Below are 15,435 nucleotides of genomic sequence, written 5' to 3'. Positions count from 1 at the left end.
TATTGAGGAGCGTATCGTGCGCGCATTAATGAGCGTCTACGATAAGTCGGGCATCGTTGCGTTTGCGCAGGCCTTACACGCATTGGGTGTTGAGATCATTTCTACTGGCCAAACGCAGCGTGTGCTCCGCGAAGCCGGCATTCCGGCGCTGGCAGTGAGTGAGGTCACTGGGTTCCCCGAAATTCTCGATGGTCGCGTCAAGACGCTGCATCCGGCTATCCACGCCGGCCTGCTCGCCCGCCGTGATCTGCCGGCGCATATCGACGAACTGGCTGCTCACGGCCTCAAACCAATCGATTTGGTGGTAGTCAATCTCTACCCGTTCGCGGCAACGATCGCCCGGCCCGGCGTCACGATGGCCGAAGCCCAAGAGCAGATCGATATCGGCGGCGTGGCGTTGTTGCGGGCAGCCGCCAAGAATTTCCCCGCGGTGCTGGTGCTGGTTGATCCGGCTGACTATGACGCTGTCTTGGCCGGATTGTGCGCCGGCGAGGTGCCATTGGCTGAACGGCAACGACTGGCGGCCAAAGCTTTTGCCCACACCGCCGAGTACGATGCCGCCATTGCCGCGTATCTCCGCACTGAACCGTTGCCCGCCGTGCTGCCGCTGGCATGGCGCAAGTACCAGCCGCTCCGCTACGGCGAGAATCCGCATCAGGCCGCTGCGCTCTACGGCGATTTCGGCGCATTCTTCCAACAGTTGCACGGCAAAGAGCTGAGCTACAACAACATTCTCGATACCGCCGCAGCCCAAGAGTTGATCGAGGAGTTCCCCGCTGCCGAAGGTGCAGCCGTGGCGATTATCAAGCATACCAACCCGTGCGGCGTGGCCATCGGTCGCGATCTGCGCAGCGCGTGGGAGGCGGCGTTTGCCACCGACCGCGAAGCGCCGTTTGGCGGGATTATCGCCGTGAACCGCCCGGTTGACCTTGCCTTCGCTGAAGCAGTGAATGAGATCTTCTCGGAAATTATTATCGCGCCGGAGTTTCTGCCTGACGCGCTCGAACTGTTGCAGCGCAAGAAGAACCGGCGTTTGTTACGCAGCCTGCGCCCTGTCACTAGTGCTGGGAACTGGCAGATCCGCAGCGTGCCCGGCGGGGTGCTGGTGCAAGAACCGGATCACGCGCCGCTCGCTCAGGAAGAGTGGCGGGTTGTGACCAAGCGCGCGCCGACCGATGCTGAAGCGGCAGCATTGCGCTTCGGCTGGCGAGTGGTGAAGCACGTTAAATCGAACGCGATCGTCTATGCCGCCGCCGATCGCACACTGGGCATCGGCGCGGGCCAGATGAGCCGGGTCGATAGCTCACGCTTGGCAGTGTGGAAGGCGCAACAGGCTGGGCTCGATTTGCGCGGCAGCGTGGTGGCAAGCGATGCCCTCTTCCCCTTTGCCGATGGGGTCGAAGCAGCGATTGCCGCCGGCGCAACCGCTATCATTCAACCCGGTGGCTCCGTGCGCGACGAGGAGGTTATTGCCGCCGCCGACGCCGCCGGCGCCGCGATGGTCTTCACCGGCCGCCGCCATTTCCGCCACTAGTAGGGGCGCACGGCGGTGCGGCCAACACCCACGGCCGTGTGCCCCGCCAGCACAGCGGCGCGCGAGACAAACCGGCGGGCCAACCACGGCGCACCCGCCCCACCCACTTGGCGGTGCGCCCGCCTACACGAGCGGATCATCCGCCACACTATGGAGGATTGCGACTCTATCATGGTACAGATGCGCGACAACGAACTCTTACCGGTCATCGTCCAACATGCTCGCAGCGGCGAAGTATTGATGCTCGGCTATATGAACGCGGAAGCGCTGGTCGCAACGCGCGAAAGTGGCTTCGTTACCTTCTACAGCCGGTCGCGCCAGCGCCTGTGGCGCAAAGGGGAAACCAGCGGCAATACCCTCCGCGTCGTCGAAATGCGGCAAGATTGTGATGGTGACGCGCTCTTAGTGTTGGCAGAACCGGCCGGCCCAACATGCCATACGGGCCGGCCAAGTTGTTTCTTCCGCGATCTCGACGAAACCGAAGTCGCCGGCCCAGTACCGCCGGTTGCAATCGTGGCCCGGCTGGCCGACCGTATCCACGATCGCCGTAACGCGGCCCCGACCGAGTCGTATACGGCTAAGCTGTTGCGCGGCGGCGTTGACCGGATCGGCAAAAAGATCGGTGAAGAAGCGGCGGAGGTGATTATTGCCGCCAAGAACGGCAATCCGGCCGAAGTTGCGTATGAGCTGGCCGATCTGATTTATCACAGTCTGGTCTTGCTTGAGAACCAAGGCATAACCGCCGAGGCGGTGTGGGCCGAACTGGCCCGCCGCTACGCTTCCTCGTAATCAACGAAGATTGCGGGCTAATGCTATGAATAGTTGGGCTGGGCGCGTATTAGTCGTAGACGATGATCCGCAATTGCGCGATCTGTGCCGGCAGACGCTGGCGCGGGCCGGGTTTGTCGTCACAACTGCGGCTAATGCGCCAATGGCCCTCGAAGTGCTCGATCAGTCGAGCTTCGATCTCGTCATGGTGGATCTCGCCATGCCAGAGATGAATGGGCTGCAACTCCTCGAACAGATCCGGTTGCGTGACATTAGCGTGCCGATTCTGATCGCCAGCGGGGTAGCCTCGGTTGAACAGGTCGCCTACGCAATGCGGCTCGGAGCGCGCGGTCTGCTCATCAAGCCCTTCCGCCCGCATGAGCTAGCCGAGATTGCCCGCGAGCTGGTCGCAAAACGGCAAGCAGTGCGAGTGAGCGACCGGGTCGCCGCACTGCGCCCCGTCTTGCAGATCAGCCAGCATCTCTTGGCCGAATTGGATCTGGCCCGGCTCTATGCCCTGATCATCGAGACGGTGCGAGTGGAGATAAGCGCTGAGCGCGCCTCATTGATGTTGCTGGAGCCTGATGAACAGGCGTTGCGAATCGTTGCTTGCACCGGTTTACCTGACAAAGTGGGCATCGGCACGCTTGTGCCAGTTGCGCACAGCTTATCAGGATGGGTGATCCAGCATCGCCAGCCATTACTGATCGATACGCAAGTAGCGGCATCACCGTGGTTTGCTGATCTCCGCCAACGCTTGCTCGCGCCGGAATTGACCACGGCGCTATCAGTACCGATTATGGCCGGCGAGCGAGCGCTTGGGGTGCTAAATGCGGCCAAAGCCACCTCGCACGCCGCTTTTACCATCGCCGATCAGGAACTATTGCAGCTTTTGGCCGGTCAAGCAGCGGTCGCACTGGAAAATGTGCGCCTCTATAGCAAAGTATCGCGTTCAGAGGCGCGCTACCGTGCCCTCTTGCGCCATGCCAGCGATGCGGTGCTCTTGCTCGATGCCACCGGCACGACGGTTCTCGACGCTAATCTGGCACTGGCGCGCCTGTCAGGGTATAGCAGTGAAGAGTTGTTGGCGCTCGATCCGCGCCGTTTCTTACCGACCTTGCCCCAATTGCTGGCTACTGCCGTCAATGGCCGGAGCGAGCAGAGCGAGATGGAGACAATGCTCTGCACCGCCGCCGGCCATGAGACAGCGGTTGCCGTGAGCGTGAGCGTTGTTCCTGATGGCGATCAACGGCTGTTTTTGGTGATTGCACGCGACATTAGCGAACGCCAACGTATGGCGCGCGAGCTGGCCCAAGCCGAAAAATTGGCCGCCATCGGGCGCTTGTCAGCCTCAATGGCGCATGAGATCAACAACCCGCTCCAAGCTCTCTCGAATACGGTGCGGTTGTTGCGCAATCACGATCTGCCCCCCGATCGCCGTGATCTCTACCTGACCAAAGCGGCTGCCGAACTCGATGGCCTGATCCACCGCGTGCAGCGCATTCTCGACCTTTCGCGCCCCAATCTCGACGGGCGGCGGCCAGTGGATCTCAATCAGGTGGTGAATGATGTGATTGCCACCTATCGCGCCACGATGACGGCCCGTGGCATCAAGTATATCGGTGAATTAACTTCAGCGCTGCCATGGGTGACAGCCGTGATTGGGCATCTCAAACAGGTTTGCCAAACGCTGGTGCAAAATGCGATCGAAGCCATGCCCGACGGTGGTACGCTGCGCATCCGCACCTACCTGCGACCGCCTGACGGCGAGCCGGATCGGACGCTCTTTTGGCGAGCCGGCGGCGGAACGCGCCAGCCACTCCCCGATCCGGCCGTCGTTCTTGAGATCAGCGACACCGGCGTGGGCATTGCGCAAGAAGAGGTGCCAAAGATCTTTGAACCCTTCTACTCAACGCGGTTTGACGGGCTAGGGCTAGGATTGCCGCTCTGCTATAGCATCGTTGATTTTCACGGCGGCGAGTTGCTGGTGCACTCCCAACCGCATCAAGGCACCACCTTCCGGGTGGTGCTGCCCGTAGCGCAATAGGATGGCTTTAGTCAAGCAAGCCGTCAATCGGGCGAATGACGAGCTGGCGGCCAACGAGGTCAATCGCGATGATAAAATTGCGCACCATGGGCACGAGGGCATCAGGACGACCATTGCGCGCAATCACGGCAATCTCGCCCGCGCCGGTTTCGAGAATCTCGCGCACCTCACCGATCGCATCGCCGGTATCAGTCACCGCTTGCAGCCCAATCAGATCGTGGTAAAAGAACTCATCCGCCGCCAGCGGCGCGGCATCGGCAGCGGCGATGTAGACTTCGGCGCCGCGCAGATCGGCAGCCGCATCGCGATCGGTAACGCTCTGCAATTGGATGATCAGCAACCCCGGTTTGTGTAAAAAGAGGTGCGTCACCTGATGCGGGATGCGCTTGGGGCCGATGAAGACGGTGCGCAGATGGCGGATCAGGTGTTCGGGATGGCTCGAAATCGAATGGAGTTTAATCTGACCGCGAACGCCAAACGGAGCGCCGAGCGCACCGATGTACAGAAGATCATCCATATTTCGACATGCCAAAACAGCCGGCCGGTCGCTTGCGCCGGCCGGCTGCCTGCTAAGTACCGCTATTCAATATCAACATGAACCCGCTTCTTCTGGCGGGCCGCTGCCACACCCATCAAGTCGCGGATCGCTTTGGCCACCCGCCCGTTGCGCCCGATCACCTTACCGGTTTCCGAAGGAGCGACGGTCAATTGGTAGGTGACAGTAAAGCGACCGGTACGCTCTTTGATGCGCACGGCTTCGGGGGTATCAACCAGATTACGGGCAATATATTCGAGGAGCGCCTTCATCGAGCTCTCTCCCGCAAACGATTAGGCTTCCGCCGTAACCTTGCCCTGCTCATCAAGCAGGTTAACGCGCTGGAACAGCTTGACCACCACCTCGGTCGGCTGCGCGCCGACGCCGAGCCAGTAGCGAGCGCGGTCAGCATTTACCTCCAGCACCTTGGGCTGGCGAGTGGGCAGGTAATAGCCAATGGTCTCAATAAACTTCCCATCGCGCGGCGAGCGCGAATCGGCGACGACAATGCGATAGCTGGGCTGCTTGGTTTTACCAGTGCGGCGCAGACGAATTTTAACCATAGAGCGTATCGTTCCTCATTCGTAGACCAATATCACACACTAGCCACACAGTATAGCATAAATTGGCGCGAGCGTTGCAAACAGGCGCGCAGGCGAAACTGAGCGCCCTTAGCGCAACCGGCGCAGCAGCTCGTTGGGATCGATGCCGCCGCGGCCCTTGCCGGCTTTGCCGGCGATCTGCTTCATCATGCGCTGCATCTGTTGGAACTGCTTAACCAACTGGCTCACCTCTTCTTCCGACGTGCCGCTGCCGCGGGCAATCCGCTTGCGCCGGCTGCCCTTGATAATTTCCGGACGGCGCCGTTCTTCCGGCGTCATCGAGAAGATGATCGCCTCGACCCGCTTGACATGCCGCTCATCGAGCAATTCTTCGTTGCGGGCCAACTGGTTCAGGCCGGGGATCATCGCAATAATCTGTTGCAACGGCCCCAACTTGCGCATCTGATGGAGCGAGGTGAGGAAGTCTTCAAAATCGAACTCACCCTTGCTCAGCCGTTTCTGCATCTTCTTGGCCTGCTCGGCGTCATAGAGCTGTTCGGCCCGTTCGATCAGCGAGAGCACATCACCCATGCCGAGGATGCGTGATGCCAACCGGTCGGGGTGAAAGACCTCCAGCGTATTGCCATCAACCTTCTCACCGGTCGAGAGAAACTTGATCGGCACCCCCGTCACGGCGCGCACCGACAACGCCGCGCCGCCGCGGGCATCGCCGTCCATCTTGGTCATCACCACACCGGTCAGCTTGACGCGCTGATTAAACGTCTCGGCGACGCGCACCGCCTCTTGACCAGTCATCGCATCGACCACCAGCAACCGCTCGATCGGATGGACGCGATTCTCGATCTGCTCCAATTCTTGCATGAGCGGTTCGTCGATCTGCAACCGGCCAGCGGTGTCGATAATCACCACATTAAACAGCTCTTTGCGGGCATGTTCAAGCGCATGTTCAGCAATATCAGGCGGGCTGGCCTGCGTCCCCTCGCTATAGACTGGGATGTTGAGCTGGCGGCCCAAGGCCTGCAACTGGGTAATTGCCGCCGGGCGATACACGTCGGCGGCAACCAGCAACACGCGCTTGCCCTTCTTGCGCAGATGCAGCGCCAGCTTCGCAGCGAGGGTCGTCTTACCGGTGCCTTGCAAACCGACCAGCATAATCACCGTCGGGCCGGGGCGCGCCTCTTGCAAGGGCGCGTTTTCGGCGCCTAACAGGTTGATCAGCTCTTGATGGACAATCTTGATCACCTGCTGGTGCGGGGTAAGGCTCTTCGTGACCTCTTCGCCAATCGCCTGCTCGGTCACTCTGGCGACAAAATCTTTGACCACGCGGAAGTTGACGTCAGCTTCGAGCAGGGCCAAACGCACCTGCTTCATCGCCTCACGCACATCTTCCTCGGTAAGGATGCCTTTGCTGCCCAGTTTTTGAAAAACGGCTTGCAATCGATCGGAAAGGCTCTCAAACATAGTTCATGCTCGTTTCGTGATAGCCGCTAGTTATGCTGCTTGCATTGTACGAGCGAGCGGCGCTGGCGTCAATGGCAGGCGAGAGCGGGACTGCATAATGACCAGCGGAGGCAGCCATAGTTAGCACTGCCGAAAGCGGGCTAACCCAGCATACCTTTGACGTATAGTTTACCCTTTGTTATGCTTAGCTATGTCTTTGGCCATGCGTGCCGACCACTCTTTGCTGCTCCTTTCCCCGCCGCGTCGCGTTCATTTGCTCTCTGCTTCCCAACCCCACCAGACAGGAGTATCGTCATGACGCCAACCGACCTTACCACATTGCAAGCTGAAAACGAGCATTTGCGCGAGCGCGTGGCCCAGCTTACGCGTTTTCAACGCATCGTCGAGACGACCGATCAACTCATCACGGAAGTAGACGCGCAAGGAGTGTTTACGTATGTCAATCCGGCGGCGGCCTTCTATTTTGGCTACCCGCCCGAAGAGATGATTGGCCGGCAATCGCTTGATGTTCTTCACCCCGATGATCGCGAACGAGCGCAGCAATCCTTTGTTGAATGGGCGCAACGCAGGCAACGCACTGCCACCATCGAAAACCGCATTCTGCACCGAGATGGCCGGGTGTTCTACGCAATGGGCCATCACTTTGCACTACGATGCGCAAGGGCAGGTCTGCGGAGCCACTTCGATTTCGTTCGACATCGGCGAATTACAAGAGGCTCGCCGGTCGATGGCAGAGAGCCGGGCAATGCTCCAACTGGTGATCGACAACCTCCCGCAGGCGGTGTTTTGGAAAGACCGCGAAGGCCGGTTTCTCTGCTGCAACCGGCAGTTCCTTAAGGATGGAGGGTTGCAGACGGTAGAAGAGATTATCGGTCGCACCGATTTTGATATGCCATGGCGCGATCGGGCAGCCGAATATCGGGCTGACGATCAGATGGTGATGGAGCACGGCCCCAAGTTGAACATCGAGGAACCGCTGCGGCGGAGCGACGGCTCGGTGATCTGGCTGCGCACCGGTAAAATGCCGTTACGACGCGATGGCGACGTGATCGGGATGATCGGCTTTTATGAAGATGTCACCGCGCTCAAACGCCAAGAAGAGGAGCTGCGCACTTTTAAGCTGTTGGTTGAGAATGCGCCGGATGGGATTGCGATCGCCGATCGAAACCTCATCATTACGTATGCCAATCCGGCCCTCTGCACTATGTTGGGACGCGAACGACTGATCGGGGCATCGGTTGCCGAGTTTATGTACTCACCTGATTTGGATGTACTGGCCAAGGTAGCCGAACAAGTCAACCAAGGGCAGACACCGCGCGAGACGGTACGCTACGTGCGCAGCGATGGAGCATTAGTGACTGTGCAAGCTTCAGCCTTGGCCTTGCGCGATCACCATGGCAATCTGACCGGCTACGCTTCGATTAATCGCGACGTTACCGAGCAATTAGCCGCCGAAGAGGAACTGCGCGCCAGTGAGCGGCGCAATCGGGCGTTGCTTGAGGCAATGCCCGATCTGATGTTCTTGCTCAGCGCCGATGGCGTCTTTCTTGATTGCAAAACAGATCGCAGCGGCGCCCTTCTCGTACCGCCAGAGGTATTCTTGGGTCGGCGGGTCAGTGATGTATTACCGCCAGAACTGGCCGAACAGGTGCTCTACCATATCGAGCAACTGCGCCGCACCGGTGAAATGCAATCGTACAGTTATCACATCCAATTGGGCGATCAGCTTGAAGAATATGAAGCGCGCATGGTCGCGAGCAACGATGATGTGCTCGTGCTTGCGCGCAACGTAACCGAACAGCGCCGAATTGAACGCGAACGGGCAGCAATGCAAGAGCAGGTGATCGCGGCCCAGCAGGCGACATTGCGTGAACTGAGCACACCACTGATGCCGATTGCCGATGGCGTGGTGGCTATGCCGCTGATTGGCGCAATCGACAGCGCTCGCGCCCAACAGATTATGGAAATGCTGCTGTATGGAGTAGTCGAACATCACGCGCATGTGGCGATTATTGATATTACTGGCGTGAAAGTGGTTGACACCCAAGTCGCCGGCGCGTTAATGCGGGCAGCACAGGCGGCGCGCATGTTGGGAGCGCAAGCCATCTTGACCGGGATTAGCCCGGAAATCGCGCAGACCTTGGTGCATATCGGCGTAGAATTGCGCGAGGTGATCACCAAAGCGACGCTGCAAGAAGGGATCGATTATGCCCTGAAGCGGCGCATGCTGGCAGCGCGCTAACCCGTAGCGAGTGAAAAACCGGTAGCGGTTGCATTTCTTCTGGTATAATTGCCATGGTATGCAACCGCTTGAGCTACAAACAGGTCAGCGCGTCGCGGTGGCCGGCACGATCCTCAATAACAGCGCGCGGATACTGGTAGTAACTCCCGCGCTGTACCAGCCTGTGGCAATCACCCGCGGGCAATTGTTGGTGTTGTGTGAACCGGTGGGGCCAACCGAGCGCGCTGAACATGCTTGCCGGATTGTCACCAAGACTATCCGCCAGACCTTCTACGAAAGCGGCGCCACCAGCGCCGCATCGGCGCTGCGACTGGCGATTGTCGCCGCCAATAAAGCGTTGTATCAGGATAATATGCGCTGCGCGCCAGACCGCCGGATTACCGCCGGTGTAACGGCGGTAGCGTTGTTGAACAACGATCTCTTTATTGCCCAAGTGCAGCCGGCGCAGCTCTTCTTACGCACCGGCAACAAATTGCGCGCCATTCCAACCCATCCGAGTTGGGATCCGGCCCAAGTGAATGTAGCACACGTGGCGTTGACCGGCGCGCTAGGCGCTAGCTTGTTTGTCGAACCGGAGTTCTTCCGGGCCGTGGTGCAACCGGGAGACGCGCTGTTATTGAGCAGCAGCGCGTTAGTAACCCGATTTGACCCGCCAACGATGGCGGCCATATTAGCCAGCGGCGACCCAGCGGCGATACTAGACGCTGCTTATGAGCGGGCAAGCGAACTGGCGGCCATCGAACTCCTCGCGTTAACCTTCCAAGCGCCACAGCCGCAACCGGTTGCCCCACCGCCACCGGCGCCTGCGCGCCGGTCAACGAGCTGGTTCCGACGCGCGCCCGATCTGCCAGCCCGCCAACCCACACCGGCGCCTGATCCGCTGGCAGCGCCACCGCCACAACCCACTTTCTCACCCAACCCGTTGCCACGCCCGGCCCCGATCGATCTCGGCGAGCCGCTCGCTGAACGGATTGCCCAACGGGCCGCGCCTTTGCCGCCCTCAAGCATGCTCGGCGAAGACCCGCCATCGCCGCCGATTGATCTTGGTGATACATTCACTGATGCCCGCCCGTATGGCTTACACCATCCCTTGCGCCCGCCATCTGCCATGACATGGCATGAGCGGCTGGCATGGCCATGGTTCGTGCTCAGCGACATGGTGCGCGAATGGCGGCGCGAGCGCCAACTGCGCCGGAAATCGCTCACGATCAGCAGTTACGTTCCACGGGGACGTGGGCTCACTTACCGGCGTACAGCGCCGCCCTTCCCGTGGCAATTGTTGTTGATTACGGTGTTAGTGGTGGCTGGGGCCGTGCTCTATGGAATGAATCTGTCGCAGCGCAATAACCTGCAATTAGCCACCGAATATCTGGTCGCCGCAGAAGAACGAGTGGCGGCGGTGCGCACCGCTGCCGACGAAGCCGCAGCGCGTGAGGCATTGCAAATAGCCCAACAGGCGATCGAAGCGGCCCGCGCTAACTCCGAGATCACAACAACCAATCCGGGGTTATGGCTGCGCTTTAGCGAACTCGAACGCGAGTATGAACGATTGCTGGCCGCAGTGGATCGGGTTTCGTTCCTTGAACCCGTTGTGCTCGCGCGCCACCCGTTACCGAATGGTGTGTTTACCACGGTGATTGCGCCGCCAGCCCTTAGTGGCGTGAGCGATCCCAACCGGCTCGAAGTTGTGCGCTACCTCTACGCGCTCGATAGCGATCGCGATGCGGCGCGCTTGTACCGGATCCCCCGCGATGGTGGCACACCAGAACCATACCTCGAACCCGGCCAACCGGCCGGCGCAGCAATTGTCGGGTCGCTGCGCGCGGCGCTCTGGCGGATCGATCAAGTAGTAGCGATCGATCAAGCGCCGAACGGATTCGGCTACTATTTCCGCCAGAATGACACGTGGAACTACTCGAAGTTGGGGAGTTCGGAAATCTGGCCGACTCCAGAGCGGCTAGATGTGGAAGAGTACGCCGGCAACCTCTATGTGTGGGGGGCGCAAGTAGGTGAGGTATTGAAGTTTGCTTCGGGACGTTACGGTGATACGCCCGAATTTTGGCTCAATCCCAGCGTCACCCGCGATGCTGCCGTGTTGTCAGCCGTTGATATGGCCGTGGATGGCAGTATTTATCTGTTGCAAACCAACGGGACAGTATTGGTCTTTAGTTTCGGGCAACTGTTTGGTCAGATTGTGCCGGCCAACGTCTCACCGCCCATCGCGGAAGTGACCCGCTTTGTGATCACTGGCGCACCCGATGCCGGCTTTATCTTTATGCTCGAACCGGCCAACGAACGTATTTTACAACTTGACAAACGCACCGGCGCGCTGATTCAACAACTTCGCGTGCGGGCAGAGGGCGAGATCAACCTGAGCCAACTCACCGCGTTGAGCGTCGACACCAGCGGCGCGCGAACAGTGATCTACTTTGCCAGCGGCAATGTGATTGCGCGAGCGGAATTGCCGTCGCCACCGCGAAATTTTCGAGACGAAGCGCAGCCATAAGTTGAAAGCACCGGCGCACAGAGGTGATGGGGTTCAATCGGATGACACAGAGCGACCTTTGGCGGAAGACAGCCAGCAGAGCAACGGTGCTCTGGCTGGCGCTTGGGCTAGTGCTCGGCGGTTGCGGCGCGGCGGCGCTCGAAGAGAATGTTGGCCTAGGTGGCGTGACCCCCGAAGCGGTGGTTGAAAGTTTTCTCGAAGATATGAATGCTGCGCTAGCTGACCCCGCGCTCAACGAGGCAGCGACGCGACAGAAGTGGGCCAACCGGCTCGCGAGCTATTTTGCCCCTGGCGAGCGCGCTGATCAACGGCAGGCAATGCGCGAGATGCTTGATGGGTTTGCCAGCGCGAACACCCGCCCGGCGCGCGGCAGCCGGGCCGAGGTAACGATCAGCTATGATCGCACCCGGCTGCTGCGCGCCGATGAGCGAACCGCGCTGGTTGAGATCGTGAATGCCGTCATGACGGTGCGCTGGCGCGATAACGAAGGGAACTTGCTGCTTGAGCGCAACGGCGCTTTATTGCGGCTGATCGGGCGGGAAGAAAGCGGCTTGCCGGTCATCCGGGTAGATGGTCGCTGGTATCTGACCGAGGCGGGATAAGACAGTCATTCCGAGAGAGATCAGTAAGGGCGGGTTTCAAACCCGCCCTTACTCTTACATCCAAGTGGCATCTCGCGCGTGCCCGTCACGCCGGCAGCGGATTGGGGCCGCCCAACCCCATCTGCGGCGCATCAGGCTGGGCCGAGCGCTCGTCGCTGCGACCGTTTGGCGTTGTGCCGCCGGTCTTGCTCAGATCAAGCGCCAGCGGCTTCACCCTCCGGATCAGCTCTTCGAGCTGTTCGCCATCGAGCGTCTCGTACTCGATCAGGGCATTGGCCATATCATCGAGCACAGCCCGGTTCTGGAGCAGGATCTGCTGCGCCGTCTCGTAGGCTTCGCTGACGATCGCATGCACCTCTTCGTCAATCTGGCGGGCCACCTCATCGCCATAATTGCGCTGCTCACTGATCTCGCGGCCAAGGAAGATCAACTCTTCCTTCTCGCCGAAGACAATCGGGCCGAGGCGCTGGCTCATACCGTAGCGCGTCACCATTGCGCGAGCGATGCGGGTCACCTGCACCAGATCGCCGGAAGCGCCGGTCGTCACCTCTTCATTCCCGAAGACGATCTCTTCGGCGACCCGGCCACCCAGCGAGACGGCCAGCCGCGCCTTGAATTGCGAGACGGTGCGCAGGCTGAGGCTATCTTCATCGGGCAGGAAGAGGGTATAGCCACCGGCCTGCCCACGCGGAATGATCGTCACTTTCTGCACCTTATCAGCCTTCGGCATCGCCGCACCGACAATCGCATGCCCGGCCTCGTGATAGGCCACCACCAGCTTCTGGCGGTCGGTCATCACCCGCGAGCGGCGCTCAGGGCCACCGATCGCGACACGCTCAACCGCGTCTTGGAATTCGGCCATGCTAATCTTGCGCTTCGAGCGCCGCGCGGCCAGAATCGCCGCCTCATTCACCACGTTCATCAGATCAGCGCCAGAGAAGCCGGGGGTCTGGCGAGCGATCACTTCGAGGTTGACATCCTCGGCCAGTGGCTTACCCTTGACGTGAACCTTCAGGATATCGATCCGGCCCCGCACATCGGGCGCATCGAGCACAACCTGCCGGTCGAAGCGGCCGGGGCGCACCAACGCTGGGTCGAGCACGTCAGGCCGGTTGGTAGCGGCAATCACGATCACATTGGTATTGGTATCGAAGCCGTCCATCTCAACCAGAATTTGGTTGAGCGTCTGCTCACGCTCATCGTGCGAACCGCCCAAGCCAGCGCCGCGCTGGCGGCCCACGGCGTCGATTTCGTCAATGAAGACGATGCAGGGAGCGTTGCGCTTGGCCTGATCAAATAGATCGCGGACGCGAGAAGCGCCAACACCGACGAACATCTCGACAAACTCCGAGCCAGAGATGCTAAAGAAGGGCACCCCCGCTTCACCGGCGACTGCGCGCGAGAGCAACGTCTTACCAGTGCCGGGCGGGCCAACCATCAGCACGCCGCGCGGAATGCGCGCACCGAGAGCGGCAAACTTATCCGGGAACTTGAGAAACTCGACCACCTCGGCCAAATCTTGCTTCGCCTCTTCTTGGCCGGCAACATCGGCGAAGGTAATCGTCGGCTTATCGCCGGCGAACATCCGCGCCCGGCTCTTGCCGAACGACATCGCCTGATTGTTGCTGCCCTGCGCTTGGCGCATAAAGAAGACAAAGAAACCGATCAACAACAGGGTTGGCAAGAGAATGGTAAAGATACTCAATAAGCCGCCCCACGCCGGCGCCGGCTGCACAATAACGTTAATCGTGCGCTGGCCCTGATCGTTCCGCAGCGGCACGCCGTAATCGGCCAGCAACCGCATCACGCTGTCAGCCGACTCAAGGCGCGAGCGGTACTTCTTGCCATCGTTATACGTCACCACAATCTGCTCATCGCCGGCTTGGGCTTGAATTTCGCGCACCAGACCGGCCTGAGCATCGGCAATCACATCAGCAATGCCTTTTTCTTCAGTCTGGCTCGCGCCCGGCCCTAAATACTGGAAGAAGAGCGCCAGCGCAGCGACCAGAATGATGAGGTAGACAAAGCTATTCTTCAACCAACGGTTATCTCCCATACGTCATCTTTCTAGAGGGGTTGCCTCAGTACCCGATCCTGATGCCATACTGGATCAGCCGCTGCAGAGGGGCATGCCCCGACTACGAGGAATTTTAGGTTGCACGTGACAACATGGCGTTGCGCATGCCATCCGTATTGGAATTATAGCATCAGCCGATCGGCAGAGGCAAGGGAACAGATCACAGTCAAAATGTGATCTGGATCACATGCATACGGATGCGCGGCCCGGTTGGTGAACAAACGTGTTTCGTTGTCAGGAGCCGCACAGCCGGGCGGCTCGACGGGTTGGAATTGCGGCGATTCACCACAGGAGCCGCACAGCCGGGCGGCTCTACATTTTGCGGCGGTTTACGATAGGTACACTTCGGGGCGCAGAACGCCGATGAACGGCAAATTGCGATACCGTTCGGCATAATCAAGGCCATAGCCCACCACAAAGGCATTGGGAATATTGAAACCGACGTAATCAACCGGCACATCGGCGGTGCGGCGTTCGGGTTTATTGAGCAAGGTGCAGATGCGCAAGCTAGCCGGGTTCCGGCGCAATAATTGGCCACGCAGGTAGGCGAGGGTCAGACCGCTGTCGATAATATCTTCGACGATCAGCACATGGCGATTGGTAATATCGGTGTCAAGGTCTTTGATCAAGCGCACGACGCCAGATGATTCGGTGCTGGCGCCATAGCTGGCAACAGCGATAAAGTCGATGGCTAAGGGCAAATCGATCGCGCGAGCGAGATCGACCATAAACATCGTACACCCCTTCAACACGCCAACTAAGAGCAGGTCGTGGAGTGGGCGATAAGCGGCGGTGATTTCGGCGGCAAGCTCGGCGACGCGCTGCTTGATCTGTTCCTCGGTAATCAATACGTAGTCAATGTCTTTGCGCATACTTACTCCTGTTGAGTGGCTGGGGCAACCATTCCAATCCACATTGTAGCCTGTTTCGGTTCACCTGCGGCAATCCCGGCGGCAACGCGCAACCCGGCCAGCCAGAGGATCTGGCCGTCGGCGGCGACCAGCAACGGCCAACCATCACGTAAGGAGCGCGGCACGTGCAGATCGACGAAGATATCTTGCAGGCGACGGCTGCCGGGCGCGCCAGCGGGGCGCATGCGG

At 59.9% G+C, this 15,435-nt stretch carries 13 protein-coding genes and 1 pseudogene; 7 read left to right on the top strand and 7 right to left on the bottom strand.

Annotation, left to right across the window (positions count from 1 at the left end; all coding sequences use genetic code 11):
• Positions 1-16 precede the first annotated feature (16 nt).
• The 3 genes from purH (at position 17) to U9R81_RS03630 (ending at position 4,349) form a co-directional block, all read left to right on the top strand.
• Positions 17-1,534, top strand: coding sequence for a bifunctional phosphoribosylaminoimidazolecarboxamide formyltransferase/IMP cyclohydrolase (purH, locus tag U9R81_RS03640; protein WP_322494163.1), 1,518 nt, complete (start codon positions 17-19; stop codon positions 1,532-1,534).
• Between the two features lie 171 nt (positions 1,535-1,705).
• Positions 1,706-2,323, top strand: coding sequence for a bifunctional phosphoribosyl-AMP cyclohydrolase/phosphoribosyl-ATP diphosphatase HisIE (gene hisIE, locus U9R81_RS03635; RefSeq protein WP_322494162.1), 618 nt, complete (start codon positions 1,706-1,708; stop codon positions 2,321-2,323).
• A gap of 25 nt (positions 2,324-2,348) precedes the next feature.
• A complete protein-coding gene (locus U9R81_RS03630) occupies positions 2,349-4,349 on the top strand; it encodes a response regulator (RefSeq protein ID WP_322494161.1) in 2,001 nt (666 codons plus the stop codon).
• A gap of 7 nt (positions 4,350-4,356) precedes the next feature.
• Here U9R81_RS03630 and rimM read toward each other — a convergent pair whose 3' ends face one another.
• The 4 genes from rimM to ffh all read right to left on the bottom strand — a co-directional run bounded on the left by rimM (position 4,357) and on the right by ffh (position 6,908).
• Positions 4,357-4,866, bottom strand: a complete 510-nt coding sequence (gene rimM, locus U9R81_RS03625) for a ribosome maturation factor RimM (RefSeq protein ID WP_322494160.1) — start codon at positions 4,864-4,866, stop codon at positions 4,357-4,359.
• 62 nt (positions 4,867-4,928) lie between these two features.
• Positions 4,929-5,156: a KH domain-containing protein gene (locus U9R81_RS03620; protein WP_066782385.1), complete on the bottom strand. Its 228-nt coding sequence runs from the start codon at positions 5,154-5,156 to the stop codon at positions 4,929-4,931.
• Positions 5,157-5,177: 21 nt separating this feature from the next.
• Positions 5,178-5,447, bottom strand: coding sequence for a 30S ribosomal protein S16 (gene rpsP / locus U9R81_RS03615; RefSeq protein WP_322494159.1), 270 nt, complete (start codon positions 5,445-5,447; stop codon positions 5,178-5,180).
• A 108-nt stretch (positions 5,448-5,555) separates the two neighbouring features.
• Positions 5,556-6,908 (bottom strand): signal recognition particle protein, encoded by a 1,353-nt coding sequence (ffh, locus tag U9R81_RS03610; protein ID WP_322494158.1) that lies wholly within the window; start codon positions 6,906-6,908, stop codon positions 5,556-5,558.
• 180 nt (positions 6,909-7,088) lie between these two features.
• On the opposite strand from ffh, the pseudogene U9R81_RS03605 reads away from it, so the two are divergent.
• From U9R81_RS03605 to U9R81_RS03590, 4 genes and pseudogenes are all read left to right on the top strand, one after another.
• Positions 7,089-7,502 (top strand): annotated as a pseudogene (locus U9R81_RS03605) (PAS domain-containing protein); the annotation flags it as partial.
• A 49-nt stretch (positions 7,503-7,551) separates the two neighbouring features.
• Positions 7,552-9,150, top strand: coding sequence for a PAS domain S-box protein (locus U9R81_RS03600; protein WP_322494157.1), 1,599 nt, complete (start codon positions 7,552-7,554; stop codon positions 9,148-9,150).
• Positions 9,151-9,208: 58 nt separating this feature from the next.
• Positions 9,209-11,656 carry a hypothetical protein gene (locus U9R81_RS03595; RefSeq protein WP_322494156.1) on the top strand — a complete coding sequence of 816 codons (2,448 nt, stop codon included), beginning with the start codon at positions 9,209-9,211 and terminating at the stop codon, positions 11,654-11,656.
• Between the two features lie 41 nt (positions 11,657-11,697).
• Complete coding sequence (locus U9R81_RS03590; protein WP_322494155.1) at positions 11,698-12,258, top strand: hypothetical protein; 561 nt, start codon at positions 11,698-11,700, stop codon at positions 12,256-12,258.
• 85 nt (positions 12,259-12,343) lie between these two features.
• Here U9R81_RS03590 and ftsH read toward each other — a convergent pair whose 3' ends face one another.
• From ftsH to tilS, 3 genes are all read right to left on the bottom strand, one after another.
• Complete coding sequence (ftsH, locus tag U9R81_RS03585; protein ID WP_322494154.1) at positions 12,344-14,314, bottom strand: ATP-dependent zinc metalloprotease FtsH; 1,971 nt, start codon at positions 14,312-14,314, stop codon at positions 12,344-12,346.
• Positions 14,315-14,664: 350 nt separating this feature from the next.
• Positions 14,665-15,207 (bottom strand): hypoxanthine phosphoribosyltransferase, encoded by a 543-nt coding sequence (gene hpt / locus U9R81_RS03580; RefSeq protein WP_322494153.1) that lies wholly within the window; start codon positions 15,205-15,207, stop codon positions 14,665-14,667.
• A 2-nt stretch (positions 15,208-15,209) separates the two neighbouring features.
• Positions 15,210-15,435, bottom strand: a 226-nt coding sequence (tilS, locus tag U9R81_RS03575) for a tRNA lysidine(34) synthetase TilS (protein WP_322494152.1), incomplete at its 5' end; no start/stop codon positions are given.

It is taken from the genome of Chloroflexus sp. (assembly GCF_034435895.1).
Classification (GTDB): Bacteria; Chloroflexota; Chloroflexia; order Chloroflexales; family Chloroflexaceae; genus Chloroflexus.
Note: the sequence above shows the minus strand (reverse complement) of the source record. Positions and strands in the feature narration are given on the sequence as shown.

What these genes read in the sequence shown, in the direction of transcription:
- hisIE (WP_322494162.1), top strand. Translation starts at nt 1,706, where the DNA reads ATGGTACAGATGCGCGACAACGAACTCTTACCGGTCATCGTCCAACAT.
- U9R81_RS03630 (WP_322494161.1), top strand. Translation starts at nt 2,349, where the DNA reads ATGAATAGTTGGGCTGGGCGCGTATTAGTCGTAGACGATGATCCGCAA.
- rimM (WP_322494160.1), bottom strand. Translation starts at nt 4,866, where the DNA reads ATGGATGATCTTCTGTACATCGGTGCGCTCGGCGCTCCGTTTGGCGTT.
- U9R81_RS03620 (WP_066782385.1), bottom strand. Translation starts at nt 5,156, where the DNA reads ATGAAGGCGCTCCTCGAATATATTGCCCGTAATCTGGTTGATACCCCC.
- rpsP (WP_322494159.1), bottom strand. Translation starts at nt 5,447, where the DNA reads ATGGTTAAAATTCGTCTGCGCCGCACTGGTAAAACCAAGCAGCCCAGC.
- ffh (WP_322494158.1), bottom strand. Translation starts at nt 6,908, where the DNA reads ATGTTTGAGAGCCTTTCCGATCGATTGCAAGCCGTTTTTCAAAAACTG.
- U9R81_RS03595 (WP_322494156.1), top strand. Translation starts at nt 9,209, where the DNA reads ATGCAACCGCTTGAGCTACAAACAGGTCAGCGCGTCGCGGTGGCCGGC.
- U9R81_RS03590 (WP_322494155.1), top strand. Translation starts at nt 11,698, where the DNA reads ATGACACAGAGCGACCTTTGGCGGAAGACAGCCAGCAGAGCAACGGTG.
- ftsH (WP_322494154.1), bottom strand. Translation starts at nt 14,314, where the DNA reads ATGGGAGATAACCGTTGGTTGAAGAATAGCTTTGTCTACCTCATCATT.
- hpt (WP_322494153.1), bottom strand. Translation starts at nt 15,207, where the DNA reads ATGCGCAAAGACATTGACTACGTATTGATTACCGAGGAACAGATCAAG.